The organism is Actinoplanes italicus (genome assembly GCF_003001815.1).
Lineage (GTDB): Bacteria > Actinomycetota > Actinomycetes > Mycobacteriales > Micromonosporaceae > Actinoplanes > Actinoplanes italicus.
In genome coordinates, this window is the sequence record NZ_PVMZ01000007.1 from 34,153 (window position 1) to 54,690 (window position 20,538).

Here is a 20,538-nt window from a genome sequence, read left to right on the forward strand (position 1 = left end):
GTTCTTCATGTCACACCTTTTCCGGACAAATCGCCATGACCTGCGTAGCTCACCATGGACCCGAAATCAGATCCGGGGTTTAGTGGAAAGCTGACCGTTCGGACGACCCGCCCGGTGTCCATAGAGTCAGGTTAAGCCCCACCAGGTTTAACCACGAAACGCCTCTGACCTGCGGTTTCATTACAGCTGAGGCCCTGGCCGGCGTCAGCCATCACCGACCCGAGGTCCGACATATCCGCTAAAACCGACACAAGAAATCAATGGGCGTTCCAGGCCCGAACGACTCACCACGGATCGCCTCAGGACAACGACCGAACCGGATCCTTCAGCCGGACCTCTCGGTGTCAGGCAGTGCCAGGTAGGCCACCCGCAGCACCTCGGCAATGGGCTGCCCGAGGTGGGAAAGCCCAGGAGCATCGAGCTGGTCCAGCAAGGCATCCGGCCGCACCCCAACACCACGGCCGGCATCCCCACCCGCCGAAGCAGCACCCGCTCCAGCACCGTCACCACCGACGGCCGACCGGCCGGCACCGGCACCCTCACCCCCGACGGCAGGCCGCGTGCCCCTGAGATCTGCACCATCGCCGGTGGCAGGCGGGGCGGCGCTTCGATCTGCTCCGCTGGCGGCAGACCGGACGCGGGCAGCCGCAGGCCCGGCGTGGCCGGCTCGTCCTCCCGTTTCAGAAAGGTCGCCGGCAACCCCGGGACGGGCGGCACCCTCATCGTTCTCCGGCCGTGCTGGTCGTGCGAATCCCCAGAAAATCAGCGGGTCGGCCGCCGGATGCCGCGCCGCCGCAGAACCGTCACCAGCCCGTCCGGCTCCACGGTGGCCGCCATCAACAGGGCCGTGCCGCCCATGGATGTCATGATCGGCGCCGTCAGGGAAGCCGCCCGAGCCGCCCGAGCCGGCGGACCCACGGCCAGCGGATGAACCGTCGAAGCCGGTGGGCCCACGGCCGCCGAACGACCCGCCGGAGCCGGAGGCGTCGACCGCGGCGGCCTCCCGCAGCCGGCGCAGTCGCATCAGGAGTTCGTCCCGTGGCCGCCCCCGCCAGGTGAACACCTCGAACGGGTCGGTCTCGAACGCCCTGGCCAGGGCGTAACAGGTAGCCGCCAGATGGGCGCACGGCATCGGCCATCGCTCGCACGTGCAGTCCATCGCCACCTCGTCGATGGAGAGCGGCAACAGGCTCAGCCCCGCCCCGGCGAAGATCTCCTCGATCCCGGGTGGCATCCGGCCGTCCAGTAGATCGGCGAGATAGCGCGCCTCGGCGACCAGCGAAGTCTCCACGCGTGCCCACTCGGAGGCGCCGAAGGCCCGGACCGCGATCCGTGCCCGGAACGCCGCCGGATCGTCGGGGCCCCGGACGAGGGCGACGACCAGGCTGCCCGACACGGTGAGGCTGCGGACGTGTCCGGCCCGTTCGTCACGGCGGCCCCGGGCGAACGTCGGTCCCATCCGCAGCGATTCGAACATGCCGAGGAACGCGGGCGAGAAGTCAGTCATCGCGCACCGGCCACGTGAGCGGAAAGGGCGCCGGCCGCATGAGCGGGCCGAAGCACGGGCCGCATGAGAGGCGGGGCGGGGCGATCAGTCAACGATGGCCTCCGGGGCGAGGGCGAACAGGTCGCGCAGCTCCTGGGCGGAGAGGGCGCTCAGCCAGCCCTCGCCGGTGCCGACGACGCGTTCGGCGAGGATGCCCTTGTCGGACAGGACGCGGTCGATGCGTTCCTCCAGGGTGCCGAGGCAGACCAGGGTGTGCACATGCACGTCGCGGTGCTGGCCGATGCGGAACGCCCGGTCGGAGGCCTGGGTCTCGGTGGCCGGGTTCCACCAGCGGTCGATGTGCACGACGTGGTTGGCCGCGGTCAGGTTGAGGCCGGTGCCGCCCGCCTTGAGGGACAGCACGAACACGCCGGGGCGTTCGGCTTTCTGGAACTCGGCGACCATCGCGTCGCGGGCGCCGCGCGGGGTGCCCCCGTGCAGGAACGACACCGGCACGCCGAACCGCGCCGCGAGGTGCGGGGTGAGCATGCCCCCGAACCGGGCGAACTGGGTGAAGCACAGCACGCTCTCGCCCGCGCCGAGCGCATGGTCGACGATCTCCTCGAGGCGTTCGATCTTGCCGGACCGGCCGGGCAGCGGTGACGCGTCCTTGAGCAGCAGCGCCGGGTGCACGCACGCCTGCTTCAACTTGGTCATCGCGGCCAGGACCAGGCCCTTGCGCCATTTCTCGCCGGGTTCGGCGAGCCGCTCGAGCAGGTCGTCGAGGACCGCGCGATAGAGGCTGACCTGCTCGAGCGTCATCCCGCACAGGTGACGGACGTGCCGTTTCGCGGGCAGCTCGGCGGCGATGGCGTGGTCGGCCTTGGTGCGGCGCAGCAGGAACGGCCGGGTGGCCTGCCGGAGGCGGGCGGCGGCGTCCTCCTCCGCGTAGCGTTCGATCGGCACCGCGAACCGCGCCCGGAACGTGTGCGCCGACGCCAGGATCCCGGGGTTGACGAAGTCCAGGATCGACCAGAGTTCGGCCAGCCGGTTCTCGACCGGGGTGCCGGTCAGCGCGATCCGGTTGCGGGCCGGGAAACGGCGCACCGCCTTGGCGACGGCGGCACCGCTGTTCTTGATGTGCTGCGCCTCGTCGAGCACCACCCGATCCCAGGAGATGGCGGCGAGGGCGTCGGCGTCGCGCATCGCGGTGGCGTAGGTGGTGAGCACCACGTCGGCCTCGGCGGCGACCAGCGCCGGGTCGTCGCGGCCGGCGCCGTGCAGCACCCGCACCCGGAGCCCGGGCGCGAACCTGGCCGCCTCACGCTGCCAGTTGCCGAGCACCGAGAGCGGGCAGATCAGCAGTGCGGGGCCCGCCCGGTGGTGCAGCAGCAACGCCAGGAGCTGCACGGTCTTGCCCAGTCCCATGTCGTCGGCGAGACAGGCGCCGAGTCCGAGCGTGTCGAGGAAGGCCAACCAGGAGAAACCCCGGATCTGGTACGGCCGGAGCTGCCCCTCGAACCCCGCGGGCTGCGGCAGGATCTCCAGCCGCTGGTCGAGGCGCCCGCTGAGCAGGTCGGCCAGCCAGCCGTCGCCACGTGCGTCGGTCACCGGCAGCGGCAGCTCCTCGGGTGGCAGCAGCCGCATCATCCGCAGCGCGTCACCGGCGGTCATCCGCCCGCCGCCGCGCCGCAGGAACGCCAGGCCGGCGGCGAGCCGCTCCGGGTCGAGGAAGACCCACCGCCCCCGCAGCCGGACCAGCGGCACCTTGGCCCGGGCCAGATCGGCCAGGTCGTCCTCGGTGAGGGTGCGCCCGCCGAGCGCCAGTCCCCACCGGAAGTCGACCAGCTCGCGCAGCCCGACGGCGCGGTCGCGGAGCACCTGCGAGACCGGGTCACGGCCGCGCACCTCCAGCGACAGGCCGAGACTCGGCCGGCGCCGCCACCAGGCCGGCAGCAGCACGCCGTAACCCGCCTCCTCCAGCAGGGCGGCATGGCTGAGGAACCGGTGCGCGCCCTCGGTGTCGAGCAGCATCTGGCCCGGGTGGGTGCCGCGCAGTGCCTCGGCCAGGTCGGGGTAGAGCCGCGCCGCCCGGCCCAGCCCGGCGAGCAGCCGCTCCTGTGGGTGGGCCGTCCATCGCCGCAGCGGCGCCGACCGGTCCAGCCAGACGTCGGCGGCCGGGACCAGCACGCTGGGCTCGTCGACGGCCTGGAGCAGGAACTCCAGCCGCCACACGTCTTCCGGCAGCGGCACCTCGTCGGGTATGACCGGCTCGTGCTCGCGCGGGTCGCTCAGCCGGAAGCACACCCGCACCTCGGCACCGCGCGCCGCCTGCTCGAACCACGCGTCCAGCCGCCCGGCCAGGGTGTCGGCCAGCGGCGCCGCCGCCTCGAACTCGGGCTCGCCGGTCAGCGCCGCGAGCCACCCGTAGTCGGCGAGCGTCACGCCGGCCTCGGCCAGACGCGTGCGCACCAGGCCGTCGACGAGACGCTCCAGGGCGGCCTCGGCCGCCGGAGCAGTCCGCTCGTCGCCGCCTCCGGCCCGGTCGGCCGGCTCCAGGTCGGCCGGAGCGGACAGCGGTTGCTCGGCGAGGCAGGCGGGGGGTAGATGGTCGAGGAGCGCGGCGCGGCGGACCGCGTCGGCACCGGTCACGATCGGCCGCCACAGCGCCACCGGGCGGGCGCCGTCGATCCGCACACCCGGGAGCACCCGCCCGCGACGGACCAGGCTCGCCGCGAACGCGCACCACTCGACGACCCAGCGGGTGGACGGGGCGACCCGGCCGTCGAATTCGGCCACCAGGTCGTCGTCGACGAACGGCACGCCGGCCGCCGGGACCCGCCAGGCCCGCGGCCGCGGAGTCCCCCGGCGGGCGGGCAGCCCGAGATGTGGCGACGGCAGCGGCCCGGAGCCGGTCGACGGCAGGATCACCGTGGCCTCGGCCCTGGCCTCACCGAGCGGCAGCCCGCCGGCCGCGACGGCGAACGGGTGGGGCGGCGCTGCGCCCCGGCCGGCGGTGACGTCGGTGGCGGCCGCGCCGTCCTCGGCCCACAGGCTCAGACGGCCGTCGCGCCCGACGAGGGCGTGCAACACCCGCACGTCCGACCCGCCGGCCCGGCTGACGTCGGTCATGCCGGACCCCGGAGGCGCTGCGTCCGGCCGTCGTTGAACATGTCGCCGACTCTAGGCCGCCGGTACGACACTTTCCGTCGCGCCCGGTCGGCCCCGGACGGTAACCCCTGTCACTCCAGGGTCCAGGTGATGTCCGGCGGCCGGACCCGTGCGCAGCGCGGGCCGCCGTCCGGTCCGGTCAGCCCGAGCCGCCCGACCAGTACGCCCTCACCGGCCGCGGACGCCCGCAGCAGCTCGCCGGGCACGTCACCGAACATCAGCTTGGCCCGGCGGAACATCGCGAACTCACCGGTGGCCGTGGAACCCCAGCTCAGATAGAGGAACCGGGCACCCGGCCGGCCGTGCACCCAGGGCCCGCCGACGTCGATGAACCCGTCCACCTCGCGGCTGTCGACCTCCAGTTCCCAGACGGCGCGGTCCTCGTGCACCGGGACCCGGCCGACGATCTCCTGCTTGCGCTGCACACCGACGTGCACCCCGCCCAGCCGCAGCGTCTCCGCCTGCGGGGCACCGGCACGTCCCGGCAGCTCGTCCCCCTCGATCCGAATCCGCACGTCCAGACACTAGAGACCCCACCGGCCGTACACCAGCCGACGTAGCCGTACCGGAGAAGACGGGGTTTGCGCACGCCGGGCGGAGGTGCCCGACCGGCGCTAGGGTTCGTTCATGGAGGGTGCCGCGTGGTGCGAGGACACCGTGCTCCGGTTCCGCCTACCCGACCCCGCCCACCGCTTGGCCGGTGTGCGCCTGCACTCGTCGGCGTTCCGCGCCGACCTGGAATTCCACGCCGGCACGGGAGCGTGGGAGTTGCGCCGGGACCGGCCACCGTTGTGGCGGCTGGAGTACCGGCTGGAACTGACGCACGCCGACGGCTCGCGCGAGGAGGTCACTGCCGGTGAGCTGCGCTGCCCGGACTACGTGGAACCGGACTGGCTGGACCTGCCGCCCGTACCCGGCCACTGGTGGTCGCTCGACTCGGCACGGGTGTGGTCGCCGGACGCCCCGACGGACCGGGTGCTGGTGGCGCACGACGGGCCGGAGTACGACCGGCTGGGCGGGCTCGGCAGGTTCGCGGCGATCGGTGACGGGCGGATCCCGCCGTTTCACCTGGTGCTGCTGACCCCGTCCGACCGGGAGCGGCGGTATTCGGCGGACCCGGAGTACGCCCGTGAGCTGGCTTGCGAGACGCTGCCGCGGATCCGGGCGCGGCTCGGCGGCCGGCCGGTGGTCGGTGCGGGCGTCAGTCTGGGCGCTCTCGCCATGCTGCACGCGCAGTGGCGGCATCCGGAGGGCTTCGCCGGGCTGTTCCTGCAGTCGGGGAGCTTCTTCCGGCCCGAGCTGGACGGCCAGGAGTCGGGCTTCCGGTACTTCCGGCGGATCGTCCGGTTCACCGGAACCCTACACGGCGCGTCAGCGAACCGGACCAGCAACGCGTCAGCGAGCGGGGCCAGCAACGAGTCAGCGAACCGGGCCAGCAACGCGTCAGCGAACCGGCGGAGAGCGGTTCCGGTGACGCTGACCTGCGGGGCGGCCGAGGAGAACCTGGCGAACAACCGGGCTCTGGCGGGTGTCCTGCGCGAGCGGGGGTACCTGGTGGATCTCGCCGAGAACCCGGACGCACACACCTGGACCGGCTGGCGGGACGCGTTGCATCCGCATCTGACCCGACTTCTGCGACAAGTGTGGCCGGACTGACCTGAGGGAGGCGACGTGGCCGACGTCGAGCACACCATCGGAATGCTGCTGGGGACCGAGGACGACTGGCCACGTGCCTACGAGTCGCTGCTGCGGCGTCTGGGCGTGGTGACCGGGACGGACGGGCGCAGTCACCGGGCCCGGCCGGTAAGGGTCACGATCGAGCCGTTCAACCTGCGTGACAAGCCGAAGCACGACCTGGTCATCGACCGCCTGGCGTACTGGTACTACCACCCGCGCGAGTGGCTCAAGAAGATCGCGCTGATGGACGACGTGTACCTGCTGAACAGCCCGTTCACGTTCCAGTCGATGGAGAAGCACGCGGCCTACTGCGCGATGATGCGGCTCGGGCTCAAGGTGCCGGAGACGGTTCTGGTGCCGTTCAAGAACCCCCTCGAGAACTCCCGGTGGGCGTACACGGCGGCCCGGTACAACCGGCCGTTCGACCTGGAGGCCACGGCGGCCGGGGTCGGCTATCCGCTGTGGATGAAGCCGTACGACGGTGGCGCCTGGGTGGGTGTGTCGAAGATCCGGAATCCGGCCGAGCTGCACGCCGCCTACGACGCGTCCGGTGAGCGGCTGATGCACCTGCAGGAGTCGGTCGAGGGTTACGACGTGTTCGCCCGGTCCCTGAGCATCGGGCCGGAGACGATGGTGATGAGGTTCCGGCCGGAGCAGCCGATGCACGGCCGCTACGAGGTCGATCACAACTTCCTGTCGGCGGAGGCCGGCGACGAGGTGGTGACGATCTCCCGGCTGGTCAACGCGTTCTTCCGGTGGGAGTTCAACAGCTGCGAGTCGCTGGTGCGGGGCACGGACGTGCACCCGATCGACTATGCGAACGCGTGCCCGGACGTGTCGCTGACCTCGCTGCACTACTACTTCCCGTGGGCGATGACGGCGCTGCTGCGCTGGACGGTGTTCTGCGTGGTGACCGGCCGCCGTCCGCGACTCGACATGGACACGGCCGAGTACTTCGCCATCGCCGACTCGGATCGGACATATAGTGAGAAATTGCAAGGCTATCGCGAGCTTGCGGACGCCTATTTCGAGATCGACAGATACCGGGAGTTCTGCGAGAAGAGCCTGGGGAACATCGAGGACATCGTGTACGACTGGGTCAGTTCCGAAGAGTTCCGGTCACTTCTGCGCGAAACGGTCCGCGCCCACTACCCGGTGCACGAGCACGAGAAGTTCCTGGCCCACTTCGGCGGGCTGATCGATGCGTGGATCCGCGACCAAGGGCGTTGACGACGTAACACATGCGCAACCAATATGTGTCCATGCCTCTATGGGAGCGCTCCCTCAAGATAGCCACTGTCACTTTGCTCATGGTCGCCGGAGCCGCGGCCCCGGCCCAGGCCGAAGAAGCCGAACAGGTCGTCAACGGCGGTTTCGACAACGGCACGGACCCGTTCTGGACCAATGCGGGCATGACGATCGGCCTCACCGACGGCCGCGCGTGCGTCGACGTCCCGGGCGGCACCGTCAACCGCTGGGACGCCGCCGTCGGCCAGAACGACATCGACCTGGTCGCCGGTGAGACGTACCGCTTCAGCTTCGACGCACAGGGCGACGCCGGCCACGTGGTCCGGGCCATCACCGGGCTCTCGGTCGCACCGTACGACACCTACTTCGAGCAGTCGCCCGTCCTCGGCGACTGGACGCACTACGAGTACACGTTCACCGCCAACGCGAGCACGGCGCAGGGCCAGGTCGCGTTCCAGGTGGGCGGCAGCCCCGACCCGTGGCGTTTCTGCGTGGACAACGTCTCGCTGGTCGGCGGCGTCCCGCCGGAGGTCTACGTGCCGGACACCGGCCCGCGCGTGCGGGTCAACCAGGTCGCCTACCTGCCGGACGGCCCGAAGGGCGCCACCCTCGTCACCGAGTCCACCACCGCACTGCCCTGGCAGCTCAAGGACCGGTCGGGCAAGGTCGTGAAGAGCGGCAGGACCACGCCGCGCGGCGTCGACGCGTCCTCCGGGCAGAACGTCCACACGATCGACTTCAGTGGCTACCGCCACAAGGCCACCGGGCTCACCCTCAGCGTGGACGGCGAGGTCTCCCGGCCCTTCGACATCAACGGGCGGGCGTACGACCAGCTGCGCGCCGACGCTCTGAAGTTCTACTACACCCAGCGCAGCGGCATCGAGATCCGTGACGACCTGCGGCCCGGGTACGCCCGCCCCGCCGGTCACGTCGACGTGGCCCCGAACCAGGGCGACGGCGCCGTCGGTTGCGTGCCGGGCGTCTGCGACTACACCCTCGACGTGCGTGGCGGCTGGTACGACGCCGGCGACCACGGCAAGTACGTCGTCAACGGCGGCATCTCGGTCTGGGAGCTGCTGGCCGAGTACGAGCACAACTCCGGCTCCCGCAAGGTGAACCTGGCCATCCCGGAGAGCGGGAACCGCGTCCCGGACATCCTCGACGAGGCACGCTGGGAGCTGGAGTTCCTGCTGAGCATGCAGGTCCCGGCCGGCAAGCCGTTCGCGGGCATGGCTCACCACAAGATCCACGACCAGGCGTGGACCGGTCTGCCGCTGCTGCCGCACCTCGACCCGCAGCCGCGTGAGGTGCACCCGGTCTCCACCGCCGCGAGCCTGAACCTGGCCGCCACCGGAGCCCAGGCCGCGCGCCTCTACCACCGGTACGACCGCACGTTCGCGGCGAAGTCGCTGGCCGCGGCCCGCAAGGCCTACGACGCGGCCAAGGCCAACCCGGCCCTGTTCGCTCCCGCCGACGGCGTCGGTGGCGGCCCCTACAACGACACCAAGGTCTCCGACGACTTCTACTGGGCGGCGGTCGAGCTCTACCTGACCACCGGTGAGAAGAAGTACGCGGCCGACATCCTGGCCAGTCCGGAACACACCGCCGACGTGTTCGGGCAGGGGGCGTTCGACTGGGCCTCCACGGCCGCGGCCGCGAAGATCGACCTGGCACTGGTCCCGAACCGGCTGCCGGGCCTGCACAGGGTCAAGGCCCAGGTGGTCGCGGGTGCCGACAAGTACCTCGCGATCCAGCGGCAGCATCCGTACGGCGTGGCCTACGCTCCGGCGGACAACGTGTGGGACTGGGGCTCCAGCAGCACCATCGCCAACAACCTGGTGGTGATCGCGGCCGCCGAGCGGATCACCGGTAAGCAGCGTTACCGGGACGGCCTGCTCACCGGCCTGGACTACCTGTTCGGCCGCAACGCGCTGAACATCTCCTACGTCACCGGGTACGGCGAGGTCAACGCGAAGAACCAGCACAGCCGCTGGTACGCCGCGCAACTCGACCCGGCGCTGCCGCACCCGCCGGCCGGCACCCTGTCCGGCGGCCCGAACTCGTCGATCCAGGACCCGGTCGCGCAGGCCAAGCTCAAGGGCTGCACCGGCCAGTTCTGCTACATCGACGACATCGGCTCGTGGGCGACCAACGAGCTGACCATCAACTGGAACGCGGCCCTGGCCCACGTGATCGGGTACGTGTCCGAGCTGGACTGACACACCGCGGCGTGCGGGTTCCTCCTAGGCTGAACCACGAGCGAGGCTGGGGAGGAACCCGTGCGAGCGATCAGATTCGCCACCGATCTGTACGTCAACCGACTGTCCATCGCCTACCACGGCTACGCCCGGCGCGACCCGATGAGCCTGCTCCATCTGGCTCCGGGCCGCGCCGACCCGTACACCATCTATGAAGGTCTTCGTTCTCGAGGCGACCTGGTGCCGACCCGGCTCGGCAACTTCGTCAGCCCGGGCCACACCGTCTGCAACGCCGTGCTCCGCGACCGCCGGTTCGGTGTGCGCTCCTCCGCCAACACCGGCTCGCTGCCCACCGAGAACCAGGTCGACATGTCGTTCCTTGACGCCGACCCGCCGGATCACACCCGGCTACGCCGCCTGGCCCAGCCGTCGTTCAGTCCGAAGCAGATCGCCGGGTTCCGGCCGCAGGTCGAGCAGACCGTTGACAAGCTGCTCGCCAAGGCTCTCGAGTCGGGCACGTTCGACCTGGTCAGCGCGTTCTCAGCGCCCCTGCCGATCGCGGTGATCACCGATCTGCTCGGCGTACCGGACGCCGACGCCGACCGGTTCGCCGAGCACGGCGCCGTCATCGGCAGCGCCCTCGACGGTATCCGTTCGCTGGCACACGCGCGCCGGCTGCTGGCCGCCAGCAGGGAACTCGACGACGTGTTCGTCCGCCTGCTGACCATGCGCCGCACCCTGCTGGAACTGCCCGGTGCCACACCCCGTGACGACGTGATCGGCCGGATCCTGGCCACCGAGGGTGACCGGATCCAGACGGCGGAGATCCTGCCGATGCTGCGGCTGCTGCTGGTGGCCGGGTTCGAGACGACGGTCAACCTGATCGGCAACGCGGTCAACGCCCTGCTCGACCACCCCGCGCAGTGGCGCGCGCTCTGCGAAGACCCGGCCGGCCTGGCCGGGGCCGCGATCGAGGAGACGCTGCGCTGGGATCCGCCGGTCCAGCGGACCGCGCGCTGCGCGCTGGAGGAGGTCGAGCTCGCCGGGCATACGGTCCGCCGTGGCCAGTTCGTCGTCACCCTGATCGGCGGCGCCAACCGTGACCCGGCCGTCTGGACGGACGCGGCCCGCTTCGACATCCACCGTGCGCCGGAGGCCGACCACCTGGCCTTCTCCAGCGGCATCCACTACTGCGTGGGTGCTCCCCTGGCCCGTCTCGAGGCGACGATCGCTCTCCAGCGGCTGGCCGAGCGGATGCCCGGCCTGCGGCGCGCCGGCACGGTCCGGCGGCGCAGCTCGGGCCTGATCCGCGGCCCGATCCACTTCCCGGTCCGGGTCGCTCAGGCGGCCTAGAGCCGGTCGTTGCGCAACGACGCCGGCGACAAGCCGAACAGTCCGGTCAGGCCGGTGATCCGCAGCTGGCGGTGCACGAAGTCGCTCGGGTTACGCAGGACGAACCGCACGCCCAGGTCCCGGGCCGCGTCGTGGCCGGCGACGAGCATGCTGATGCCGACCGAGTCCATGAACGTCACGTATGTGAGGTCCACGATCATCAGGCGGGGCCGGTCCTGGTGCAGTGTGTCGAACAGGGCCGTGCGCACCCCGTCGACGCCCGCGGCATCGAGGCTGCCGCGCACCTCGACCACGGTCGAGCCGTCGGCCTGGCGCCGGGTCGTCAACACGGCATCGCTCATCACGCGTCCTCCGGCTCCGGCACCCGTTCTGTCCGATTCGAAGGCTTCCGCACTTGCGGGACGGTGCGGCGCACAGGGCGTACGCCTCCAGGGGTTTCATCGCCGGTGAGTCCGGCAATCCGCAACCGGAGCGACGGGTTTCGGCGCATCGCGCCGATCAACTTGCGACACGGCACCCTCCGGAGCGACGGTGACAGGCAGGTTACGGAGAGGGGTCTGTCGATGGCGAGACACGGAATCTTCGCGGTCCGCGACGTCGGTTCGCTGGTGGGTGCGACCTCTGCGGAAGGAACCCAGCTCAAGCGAGCGGTCGGCACGACCCAGCTCACGGCCATGGGCGTCGGCGCGATCATCGGCACCGGCATCTTCGTGGTGATCGGCAAGGGGTCGGCGATCGCGGGACCCGCGGTCATCGTGTCGTTCATGCTGGCGGCCGTGGCATGCGCGTTCTCGGCGCTGTCCTACTCCGAGCTGGCATCATCGATCCCGGTCTCCGGCAGCGCGTACACCTACGCGTACGCCACCCTCGGTGAGCTGGTCGCCTGGATCATCGGCTGGGACCTGATCCTGGAGTACGGGGTGTCGGTGGCGGCCATCGCGGTCGGCTGGGGCGGCAACCTCAACGCGTTCCTCGACGCGGCGTTCGGATACGCGCTGCCAGACGCCATCTCGGCCGCGCCCGAGGAGGGCGGCGTGTTCAACCTGCCCGCCGTCCTGATCGTCCTGGCGATCACGTTCCTGCTGGTCCGCGGCGTCACCGAGAGCGTCAAGGCGAACCTTGTCATGGTCGTGATCAAGCTGGCCGTGCTGGTGTTCTTCATCGTGGTGGCGTTCGCGAACTTCGGCACCGGCAACTTCACCCCGTTCGCGCCGGCCGGGGTGGACGGCATCACCGCGGCCGCGGCGATCATCTTCTTCGCGTACATCGGATTCGACGCGGTCTCCACCGGCAGCGAGGAGGCCCGCGACCCGTCCAAACTGCCGCTGGCCATCCTCGGCTCGCTCGCCATCTGCACGGTCTTCTACGTGCTCACCGTCGTCGCCGCGATCGGCATCGCCAGCCCGGAGCAGATGGCGGCGTCGGACGCCCCGCTGGCGGCGGCCCTGGACCAGGGCGCCGGGCTGAACTGGGCGGCGGCGATCCTGGCGCTCGGCGCGGTCGTCGCGATCACCAGCGTGGTGCTGGTCATCTTCTACGGCCAGACCCGCATCTTCTTCGCCATGTGCCGCGACGGCCTGATGCCGCGGCGTCTCGCGGCGGTCAACCAGCGGTACGGGACTCCCGCCCGCCTGACGATCATCCTGGGGCTGCTGATCTCCGTGCTGGCGGCGCTGGTTCCGCTCGGCACCATCGTCGAGCTGGTCAACATCGGCACGCTGTTCGCGTTCGTCCTGGTCAACATCGGAGTGATCGTGCTGCGGCGGACCCGCCCGGACATGCCCCGCCCGTACCGGGTGCCGTGGTCGCCGCTGCTGCCGCTGATCGGCGTGGCGTTCGCCGTCTACCTGATGACGGACCTGCCGCTGGACACGTGGCTGCGGTTCCTGGGCTGGCTGGCAGTGGGCCTGCTCATCTACTTCGCCTACGGCTACCGCCATTCCCGGCTCCGCGCCACCGACGACGCACCGAAGGGCTAGGCGCGGTGGCGGCCCACGTGGGAGGTGTGCTCGGCGGCTGAGGTGGGAGCGTCGGCGGCCCGCTCGTCCCACGGTGAGATCGTGGCCGGGCGGGGCGCCGGCTGCGGGTCGCGCAGCGGCACATAGACGCGGGCGTCCACGGCCTCGGCGAGCAGCAGCGCCGCGACCAGGGAGGTGGGCCGCTCGGCCGGATCACGGGCCAGGCACCGGGAACACAGGTCGAGGACCTCGGGCGGCAGCGACTCGAGGTGCGGCAGTGGCTCCGGGTCCTCGAACCGCTGGGCCATCACCATCTCGGTGTGCGTGCGCGCGGCCCACGGCAGCCGCCCGGAGAGGCAGTGGTACAGCAGGGTGCCGAGAGCGAACATGTCGGCGGCCGGGGTGGCCGGGTGGCCGTCGAACCGCTCCGGGGCGATGTAGGCGGGGGTGCCCATCACCGGGCCGTCCGGGTCCGGGTCGGGAGTGCCGATCACGGCCGCGATGCCGAAGTCGAGAACCTTCGCTCCGGACGGGGTGAGCATGATGTTGGCCGGCTTGATGTCCCGGTGCACGACGTCCTCGGCGTGTGCCGCGGCCAGGGCGGCGGCCACCTCGGCGCAGATCCGCACCCCGATGCGCCAGTCCAGCGGTCCCGCGGCGAGGTGTTCGCTCAGGGTCTGACCTTCGACGAGCTCCATGACGATGTACGGCACGTCGCGCTCGGCCCCCGGCGAGGTGCCGAAGTCGTGCACCCCGGCGACGTTGGGGTGCGCCAGACGGGCGGCGGAGCGGGCCTCGGCGCGGACCAGGGCGACTCCGGTCTCACCGAGGGTGCCCTCGACGGCCGGGTGCATGATCTTCACGGCGACAGGCCGGTCGAGGACGCCGTCGTGCCCGCGCCACACCTCCGACATGCCGCCCAGGCCGATCCGGTTGACCAGCCTGTACCGGCCGCCCAGCGTCCGCATCCGCACCCCCAGTGTTCCGCGTCAGGGGTTGCCGTTACCCGGACGGGCCAGGGACAAACACCACCCCCGGTGCACCCCGACCGAAAGAGAACAGAAATGGCGGGGCCCGTTTCCTTGTGGGTCGGGCCCCGCCATATCGACAGTGCGGCCGTTTTTCCGCGCGCACCTGACGTCGGATGACGACGTTAGGTCATCGGCTCCGGAGGCTCTGAACCGGCCCCCAGCAGCGTGACAACGCTCTCAACTGATCATCCTGCGACCGTGCGTGGTCACTGTCGGTGAGAATTCTTCAGATGACTTCGGTACGCAGGTCGTGTGCCCCGTCGTGCCGGGTGGCTTCGTAGTAGAGCCGCTGCCGGCCGTCCGGCAGCGCGATGAGGCTCAGATAGCGCAGACCGTGGGGTTTGTGCGGGCTGCCCACCGGATCGCGGTCCTCGGCGGTGAGTCCGCCGAACGTGCCGTCGGCCAGGCGCACGCCGTGGGCGACGCCGGTCCGCTCCTCCCAGTTCTCCCCCGCCGTGGCGCGGCCGTCGTAGGAGGCGGTGATGCGGTCGCCGTCGACCACGACCGACGAGATCCGCACCCCGCGCGCGTCCCATTCGCCGGCCCGGCCGGACAGCGCGGTCCGCACCCAGGTCCAGTGCACGCCGTCGGGGCTGGTGGCGTACTCGGTGGTCATCCGGTCGGCGTCGTCCCACGACTCGAGCGGGTGCACCGACGCCCACAGGTGCCAGCCGTGCTCGTCGTGGTGCAGCACCGGGTCCTTGACGCCGGTGGCCTCGTCGCCGGCCAGCACGGTCCGGGCCGGCGCGTCGGCCAGGCCCTCCGGGGTGTCGGCCTCGAGCAGGTCGACCCGCCAGTGCTTGGTGCCGGGCGTGGCGGCGCTGACGTAGAGCCGCCACCTGCCCTCGGGGGTACGGACCAGGGCCGGGCGTTCCAGCGACTCGGCGCCGAAGCGGTCCTTGCTGATCTCGGCGACGACGGTGAAGCCGATGCCGTCGGCGGAGCGGGCCACCACGTTGGCGATCCCGCGGCCGGCGCCGATCGGCAGCCGCAGACGGTACGCGAGGTAGACGTATCCGTCGGCGGTGATCGTGCTCGGGGCGCCGGACCAGGCTCCCGGCTCGGTGCCGGGCGGTTCCACCACCACGGTGGAGTCCTCCCAGCCGGGCAGTGGCAGAGTGGTGGTTCCGGTGGTCAAGACGACTCCTGCGGGGGTAGGCGGCGACGGACCTCGACAAGTTTGCATCATCTATCGAACTGATGGGGTTTACCGGGTCCGGGCGTGTCGGTCCAGGCTCAGCCAGTCGTCGTAGTTCTCGCCGGTGACCTCCTCCAGCAGGGCGATGTCCTCGGCGAAGTACGGCAGCAGCGCCTCCCGCTCCTCGGGCGTGGTCACCGGGCGGTTGCCACGCTTGCGGTGGAGCAGGGTGAGCAGCGGGCCCCGGGCAGCCAGGCGCAGCGGCACCGGGAAGTGGTGGCCGAACCGGCCGCCGGTCCGCAGCAGGCCTCGCAGCACCCGGTTCACCCCGTTGTCCTCGACGTAGTGCCGGTTGACGTTCTCCTTCGGGATGGCGGTGAGGACACCGGTCCGCACGCCGAGGAAGGAGCAGACCCGGTCCAGCGTCTCGGCCGGGCTGTCCTTCAGGTCGCGGTAGCGCAGCAGCAGGACCTGGTCACGGGGGAAGCGCTCGTAGAGGTGTTGCAGCTGCCGGCCGTAGAGCCCCAGCTGGACGTAGTGCCAGAAGTCGGCCCACTGCCGTTCGCGGCGTGACTGTTCGGCACGGCAGGCGGCCAGGAAGTCGGCCTCCTCCTCCAGCCCTGCCACCCACAGGTGGGTCCAGTTGGAGTGCGCGCGGTCGACGGGGTCGCGGAGCAGGATGATCAGCTTGACGTCCGGGATGAGCTTGCTGATGCGGTCGTGCGCCTGCAGGTCGTACAGATAGAAGGGTGTGGCCTCGCCTTTGAGGGTCCCTTGCGGCGCCCTGGCGAAGAGCTTCTCGTAGTCGGCCTGCCGCCAGACGTGCTCCTGGTAGGTCTGCACGTCACCGGGACCGCCGACGGCCGGCGGCGGGCCGTCGGAGAGGAAGAACTTCGGCTCCTTGACCGGCGACAGGTACAGATCGGGGTGGCCGGTCAGTGCGGCGTGCAGCGCGGTGGTTCCGGCTTTGGGCACGCCCGCGATCAGGAAATCGGGAAGAGACATGTGGACCCCCTCGGCTGAAATGAGACTTAGCCTACAGATCCACTAGGATTTCGCAGCCGCTCGCCCACCTGGCGGACCGCCCTGTTGCGAACATCATGCCCGGTACCGGCCCCGGGTACTCCCAAATCCGGCGATCCGGCCGGTAACCGTCGAGGCGAATAAGTCAGACAGGTGGACCGGCACCCGGCCGATCCGGTGGCTGCGGGCCGACCCGGCACGGGCCGTTCGGCCGAGGGTCAGCGCGCGCCCAGCAGACGGCGCCACCAGGGCGTCGCGGACCGGAACCGCCGGCAGCGGCCGGCTTCGCAAAGCACGCATTCGGTGCCGGGACGGTAGTGCTCGTGCGCCCGGTAGGGGTGCCCGCAGACGCAGAGTCCGGTTTCAGTAGCCATCCACCCACCAACGGCTCGGAGCGGCGCGGGGCCACGCATGGTCGACCAGATCGATGCTAGCCGACCGGCATGCTCACACATGGCAACTACGCGACCACGTTGACGACTCTTGAATAAAACTGAGAGTGATGGCGGCCTGTCATGTCGTGAGATCGGGTCACGTCGACCTTGTCCTATTTTGACATGATCGATTCCACATACCCGGCATTCGCCTGAGACGTTCCCCGGTGCACTTGCCGCCCGCCGGTGTCCATTACTATCAGTCACTTTCGGGCCCGACCCGGCAGGCCACGCAGGCCACACCTGAGCGCGGATAGCGCTTTGATCAGGCGATTTGGCTGAACTGTGATCAGCACCGTCCATTCGCACTGTTGACGCAGAGTGATCCGTTGCTAGGTTGATGTCTCGAAGCGAGCGGCGGTGCAGCCCCTTCCCGGGGTTACCGGGCGCCAGCCGTATTGCCGCCCCCGGAAGGGACCGACATGGAGTCTTCGCACGTGAATCCGAACACCGACAGCAACCGCCCGCAATCACCGACCGTGAGCGTTGTGATTCCCACCCTCAATGAGGAGCGGAATCTGCCCCACGTGTTCGCGAAGCTTCCGCCGATGATCACCGAGGTGGTCGTCGTCGACGGTGGCTCCAAGGACCGCACCGTCGAGGTGGCCCGCCAGCTGCGCCCGGACGCGGTGATCGTGCAGCAGACCCGGATCGGCAAGGGCAACGCGCTGGCCTGCGGCTTCGCGGCCTGCACCGGCGACATCATCGTGATGATCGATGCCGACGGCTCGACCGACCCGGCCGAGATCCCGCTGTTCGTCGACAAGCTGATCCGCGGCGACCACTTCGTGAAGGGCTCGCGGTTCAGCCACGGCGGCCACAGCCACGACATCACCCGGCTGCGCAAGGCCGGCAACGACGGCCTCAACCTCGTCGTGAACATCCTGTTCCGCACGCACTTCACGGACCTCTGCTACGGCTACAACGCCTTCTGGCGCTCGGTCGTGCCGGCCCTGGACCTGCCGGACGTCGAGCTGCCCCGCCCCGCCGACGGCCGCAAGCTGTGGGGCGACGGCTTCGAGATCGAGACGATGATCAACATCCGGGCGGTCACCGAGAAGCTGAACGTCGGCGAGGTCGGCAGCACCGAGCACGAGCGGATCTTCGGCGAGAGCAACCTCAACACCTTCCGCGACGGCTTCCGGGTGCTGCGGACCATCTTCAGCGAGTACGGCCGGATGCGCCGCCGTCGCCGGGCCGGCATCCGCCCGTTCGTCGACAGCATCATCCTCGCCGGCATCACCCCGCGCCCACGGCCGGCGGCCACGGCCCCGTCCGCCCCGGCGCAGCCTGCGGCGTCGACGGCCGCCACCCGGCACCCGGCCGACCCGCGCCGCGACACCGGCCTGATCAACCGGGCGCGCCCCCGCGCCACCGACGACCTCGGCCTGCAGCCCACCCAGGACCTGAGCGCCGCCCGGGCCCGGGTCCTCGACGAGGCCGGCAGCCGTACCACGCTCGAAGACTGAGTCCACAGGAGCCCTCCCCCCGTGAACCACACCCCCCTCGCCACGACCATCGTCATCCCGACCTACTCCGAGGTGCGCTGGGACTACCTGACCCGGACACTCGCGTCCGCACGGGCCCAGACGCACGCCCCGGCCGAGATCGTCGTGGTCGTCGACCACAACCAGGCGATGTTCGAGCGGATCCAGCGTGAGCTGCCCGGCGTCACGGTGCTGCGCAACGCGTACGCCCAGGGTGTCTCCGGCAACCGCAACACCGGCGCCTTCCACGCCACCACACCGCTGATCGCCTTCCTGGACGACGACATCATCGCCGACCGGGACTGGCTGGCCCGCCAGATCGAGCCGTTCGCCGACCCGGCCGTGGTCGGCACCGGCGGCGCGATCCGTCCGGCGTGGGAGGGCCCGGCGCCGCGCTGGATGCCGGCCGAGTTCCTGTGGGCGGTCGGCGGCTCGTACGCCGGCATGCCCACCCGCACCGCGCCGATCCGCAACGTCTGGTCCGCCAACATGATCGTCCGCAAGGACGTCTTCGAGGCGGCCGGCGGCTTCCGGGTCGGGTTCGGCAAGCTCGGGTCCCGCAACCGGCCTGAGGACACCGATCTGTGCCTGCGGATGAGCCAGGTCGGCGGGGGCCGCTGGATGTACGTGCCGAGCGCCGTCATCCAGCACGAGGTCCCCGCCGAGCGGGCCAGCTTCCGGTTCTTCGTGCGCCGCTGCTACGCCGAGGGGCGCGGCAAGGTCCAGATGGCCGGCCTGCACGAGAACGACGCGCTCGGCGCCGAGCGCAACTACCTGTGGTCGCTGCCCCTGGCGATGCTCCGGCACCTCGGGGCGGGCCTGACCGGCCGGGGCGCCGACAACTTCCTGCGCGCCGGCGGTGTGGTCGCCGGCGTCGCCGCCGCCGGGTTCGGTGGCGTCGTCGAGACCGTCAGCTCACGGCGGGTCGCCCGCCGCACCCCGGTGGAGGCCACCCCATGACCGCGACGTACCCGGCCGCTCCGCGACTCGACGAGGAGCACGACGTCCTGCCCGCCGTCGTGCTCGACCTGGAGATCTCCGAACCGCTGCCGGCGGTCGGCGCGGTGGCGGCCGACGGCCGGCGGGTCCGGCAGGCCTGGGCCCTGGTCCGGCTCTTCACCGAACCGCTGGGCACGATCCTGGTCGACGTCCCCGAGCGGGGACTCACCCCGGCAGATCTGGCCGCCGCGGTCGACGCCGCGCTCGGCGACGTGCTCCGGCCCCGCCTGGGCGGGATCCCGGTGCCGCCGGACGGTTTCCTCCCGGCGAGCGAGCCCGCGTTCCTGGCCGGCCGCCGGGCCGCGCTGGCCGTCGCACCGGACATCACCGTGGTGATCTGCACCCGGGAGCGGCCCGGCGCGCTGGCCCGCTGCCTGGACAGCCTGCTCGCCCAGGAGTACATGCCGGCCCGCGTGCTGGTCGTGGACAACGCCCCGGCGACCGAAGCGACCGCCGAGGTGGTCCGGTCGGCGGCCCGCCGCGGCCGGGTCGACTATCTGCGGGAGCCCCGCCCCGGTCTCTCCTTCGCCCGCAACGCGGCCGAGGCCGCGACCCGCGGCGAGATCGTGGCCTGGCTCGACGACGACGAGCTGGCCGACCGCTGGTGGCTGGCCGAGGTGGCCCGCGCGCTGGTGGAGAACCCGGACGCCGACGTCATCTCGGGTGTGATCGTGCCGGCCGAGCTGGAGACCCGCGCGCAGATCTGGTTCGAGCAGTTCGGCGGGCACAGCAAGGGACGCGGCTTCAAGCCGGACACGTTCGGCCCGCACACCGCGCACATCCAGAGCCCGCTCTACCCGCTTCCGCCGTTCGGCACCGGCGCGAACATGACGTTCCGGCCGGGCGTGATCGAGCGGATCGGCGGCTGGGACACCGCGCTCGGCGCCGGCACCCCGGCCATGGGCTCGGAGGACACGCTCGCCTTCATCCAGGTGCTGCTGGCCGGCGGGACGATCGTGTACCAGCCGGCCGCGGTCACGCACCACTACCACCGCCGGGACTTCGCGGGGCTGCACAAGCAGATGGTCGGGTACGGCACCGGCCTGACCGCCGCGTACACCGGGCTGCTGCTCGGACGTCCCGGGCTGCTGTGGCGCCTCCTCCGGCTGGCACCCACCGCGCTGCGTGATCTGACCGGGTCGGACAGCCTCCGGGTGTCGACTCTCAAGGACGATTTCCCACGTGAGCTGCTCACGGCCAACCGGCGGGGGATGATGGCCGGACCGGGTGCCTACCTGCGGGGACGCCGCGCCGCACGGATGCGGCCGCGCGCCGCTCGCTGACCGAACCGTTCACCCGGGCGCCGCCCGCCCGTGCCCCGAGCACCGGGACACG

Annotated in this window: 15 protein-coding genes; 8 read left to right on the plus strand and 7 right to left on the minus strand. The window is 71.1% G+C overall.

The features are described from left to right. Positions 1-325: 325 nt before the first annotated feature. From CLV67_RS53420 to CLV67_RS18350, 3 genes are all read right to left on the minus strand, one after another. Positions 326-1,507, minus strand: a complete 1,182-nt coding sequence (locus CLV67_RS53420; protein ID WP_239166391.1) for an SWIM zinc finger family protein — start codon at positions 1,505-1,507, stop codon at positions 326-328. 84 nt (positions 1,508-1,591) lie between these two features. Next, entirely contained in the window at positions 1,592-4,618 is a 3,027-nt protein-coding gene (locus tag CLV67_RS18345) for a DEAD/DEAH box helicase (protein WP_106319933.1), read from the minus strand. A 110-nt stretch (positions 4,619-4,728) separates the two neighbouring features. Next, complete coding sequence (locus CLV67_RS18350) at positions 4,729-5,172, minus strand: DUF5990 family protein (protein WP_106319935.1); 444 nt, start codon at positions 5,170-5,172, stop codon at positions 4,729-4,731. Positions 5,173-5,284: 112 nt separating this feature from the next. On the opposite strand from CLV67_RS18350, the gene CLV67_RS18355 reads away from it, so the two are divergent. The 4 genes from CLV67_RS18355 to CLV67_RS18370 are packed head-to-tail and all read left to right on the plus strand — an operon-like array spanning position 5,285 to position 11,133. Beyond that, positions 5,285-6,313, plus strand: coding sequence for an alpha/beta hydrolase (locus CLV67_RS18355; protein ID WP_106319937.1), 1,029 nt, complete (start codon positions 5,285-5,287; stop codon positions 6,311-6,313). 15 nt (positions 6,314-6,328) lie between these two features. Then, entirely contained in the window at positions 6,329-7,564 is a 1,236-nt protein-coding gene (locus CLV67_RS18360) for an ATP-grasp domain-containing protein (protein ID WP_106319939.1), read from the plus strand. 32 nt (positions 7,565-7,596) lie between these two features. After that, positions 7,597-9,801, plus strand: a complete 2,205-nt coding sequence (locus CLV67_RS18365) for a glycoside hydrolase family 9 protein (protein ID WP_106320542.1) — start codon at positions 7,597-7,599, stop codon at positions 9,799-9,801. Between the two features lie 60 nt (positions 9,802-9,861). Next, positions 9,862-11,133 (plus strand): cytochrome P450, encoded by a 1,272-nt coding sequence (locus tag CLV67_RS18370; RefSeq protein WP_106319941.1) that lies wholly within the window; start codon positions 9,862-9,864, stop codon positions 11,131-11,133. On the opposite strand, the gene CLV67_RS18375 is transcribed toward CLV67_RS18370, so the two are convergent. Continuing rightward, on the minus strand, positions 11,130-11,474 hold the full coding sequence (locus tag CLV67_RS18375; RefSeq protein ID WP_106319943.1) for an STAS domain-containing protein: 345 nt from the start codon (positions 11,472-11,474) through the stop codon (positions 11,130-11,132). The genes CLV67_RS18370 and CLV67_RS18375 overlap by 4 nt on opposite strands. Positions 11,475-11,696: 222 nt before the next feature. Here CLV67_RS18375 and CLV67_RS18380 point away from each other — a divergent pair, with 222 nt between their 5' ends. After that, a complete protein-coding gene (locus CLV67_RS18380; protein ID WP_106319945.1) occupies positions 11,697-13,112 on the plus strand; it encodes an amino acid permease in 1,416 nt (471 codons plus the stop codon). Here CLV67_RS18380 and CLV67_RS18385 read toward each other — a convergent pair. From CLV67_RS18385 to CLV67_RS18395, 3 genes are all read right to left on the minus strand, one after another. Continuing rightward, positions 13,109-14,059 carry a serine/threonine-protein kinase gene (locus tag CLV67_RS18385; RefSeq protein ID WP_106319947.1) on the minus strand — a complete coding sequence of 317 codons (951 nt, stop codon included), beginning with the start codon at positions 14,057-14,059 and terminating at the stop codon, positions 13,109-13,111. The two genes, CLV67_RS18380 and CLV67_RS18385, sit on opposite strands and share 4 nt — an antisense overlap. 289 nt (positions 14,060-14,348) lie before the next feature. After that, on the minus strand, positions 14,349-15,260 hold the full coding sequence (locus CLV67_RS18390; protein WP_106319949.1) for a glycoside hydrolase family protein: 912 nt from the start codon (positions 15,258-15,260) through the stop codon (positions 14,349-14,351). A 69-nt stretch (positions 15,261-15,329) separates the two neighbouring features. Further along, positions 15,330-16,265: a sulfotransferase family protein gene (locus tag CLV67_RS18395; protein WP_106319951.1), complete on the minus strand. Its 936-nt coding sequence runs from the start codon at positions 16,263-16,265 to the stop codon at positions 15,330-15,332. 931 nt (positions 16,266-17,196) lie between these two features. Here CLV67_RS18395 and CLV67_RS18400 point away from each other — a divergent pair. Genes CLV67_RS18400 through CLV67_RS18410 form a run of 3 tightly spaced genes read left to right on the plus strand, consistent with a single transcriptional unit; the run spans position 17,197 to position 20,486 of the window. Then, positions 17,197-18,186 carry a glycosyltransferase family 2 protein gene (locus CLV67_RS18400; RefSeq protein WP_239166392.1) on the plus strand — a complete coding sequence of 330 codons (990 nt, stop codon included), beginning with the start codon at positions 17,197-17,199 and terminating at the stop codon, positions 18,184-18,186. Between the two features lie 21 nt (positions 18,187-18,207). Then, a complete protein-coding gene (locus tag CLV67_RS18405) occupies positions 18,208-19,164 on the plus strand; it encodes a glycosyltransferase family 2 protein (protein WP_106319954.1) in 957 nt (318 codons plus the stop codon). Continuing rightward, positions 19,161-20,486 carry a glycosyltransferase family 2 protein gene (locus tag CLV67_RS18410; RefSeq protein WP_106319956.1) on the plus strand — a complete coding sequence of 442 codons (1,326 nt, stop codon included), beginning with the start codon at positions 19,161-19,163 and terminating at the stop codon, positions 20,484-20,486. The genes CLV67_RS18405 and CLV67_RS18410 overlap by 4 nt, the downstream gene beginning before the upstream one ends. Positions 20,487-20,538 lie beyond the last annotated feature (52 nt).

Excerpts from the sequence above, each read along its gene's own strand:
- CLV67_RS53420 (WP_239166391.1), bottom strand. The coding sequence starts at position 1,507 with ATGACTGACTTCTCGCCCGCGTTCCTCGGCATGTTCGAATCGCTGCGG.
- CLV67_RS18345 (WP_106319933.1), bottom strand. The coding sequence starts at position 4,618 with ATGACCGACGTCAGCCGGGCCGGCGGGTCGGACGTGCGGGTGTTGCAC.
- CLV67_RS18355 (WP_106319937.1), top strand. The coding sequence starts at position 5,285 with ATGGAGGGTGCCGCGTGGTGCGAGGACACCGTGCTCCGGTTCCGCCTA.
- CLV67_RS18365 (WP_106320542.1), top strand. The coding sequence starts at position 7,597 with ATGCCTCTATGGGAGCGCTCCCTCAAGATAGCCACTGTCACTTTGCTC.
- CLV67_RS18375 (WP_106319943.1), bottom strand. The coding sequence starts at position 11,474 with ATGAGCGATGCCGTGTTGACGACCCGGCGCCAGGCCGACGGCTCGACC.
- CLV67_RS18380 (WP_106319945.1), top strand. The coding sequence starts at position 11,697 with ATGGCGAGACACGGAATCTTCGCGGTCCGCGACGTCGGTTCGCTGGTG.
- CLV67_RS18385 (WP_106319947.1), bottom strand. The coding sequence starts at position 14,059 with ATGCGGACGCTGGGCGGCCGGTACAGGCTGGTCAACCGGATCGGCCTG.
- CLV67_RS18395 (WP_106319951.1), bottom strand. The coding sequence starts at position 16,265 with ATGTCTCTTCCCGATTTCCTGATCGCGGGCGTGCCCAAAGCCGGAACC.
- CLV67_RS18410 (WP_106319956.1), top strand. The coding sequence starts at position 19,161 with ATGACCGCGACGTACCCGGCCGCTCCGCGACTCGACGAGGAGCACGAC.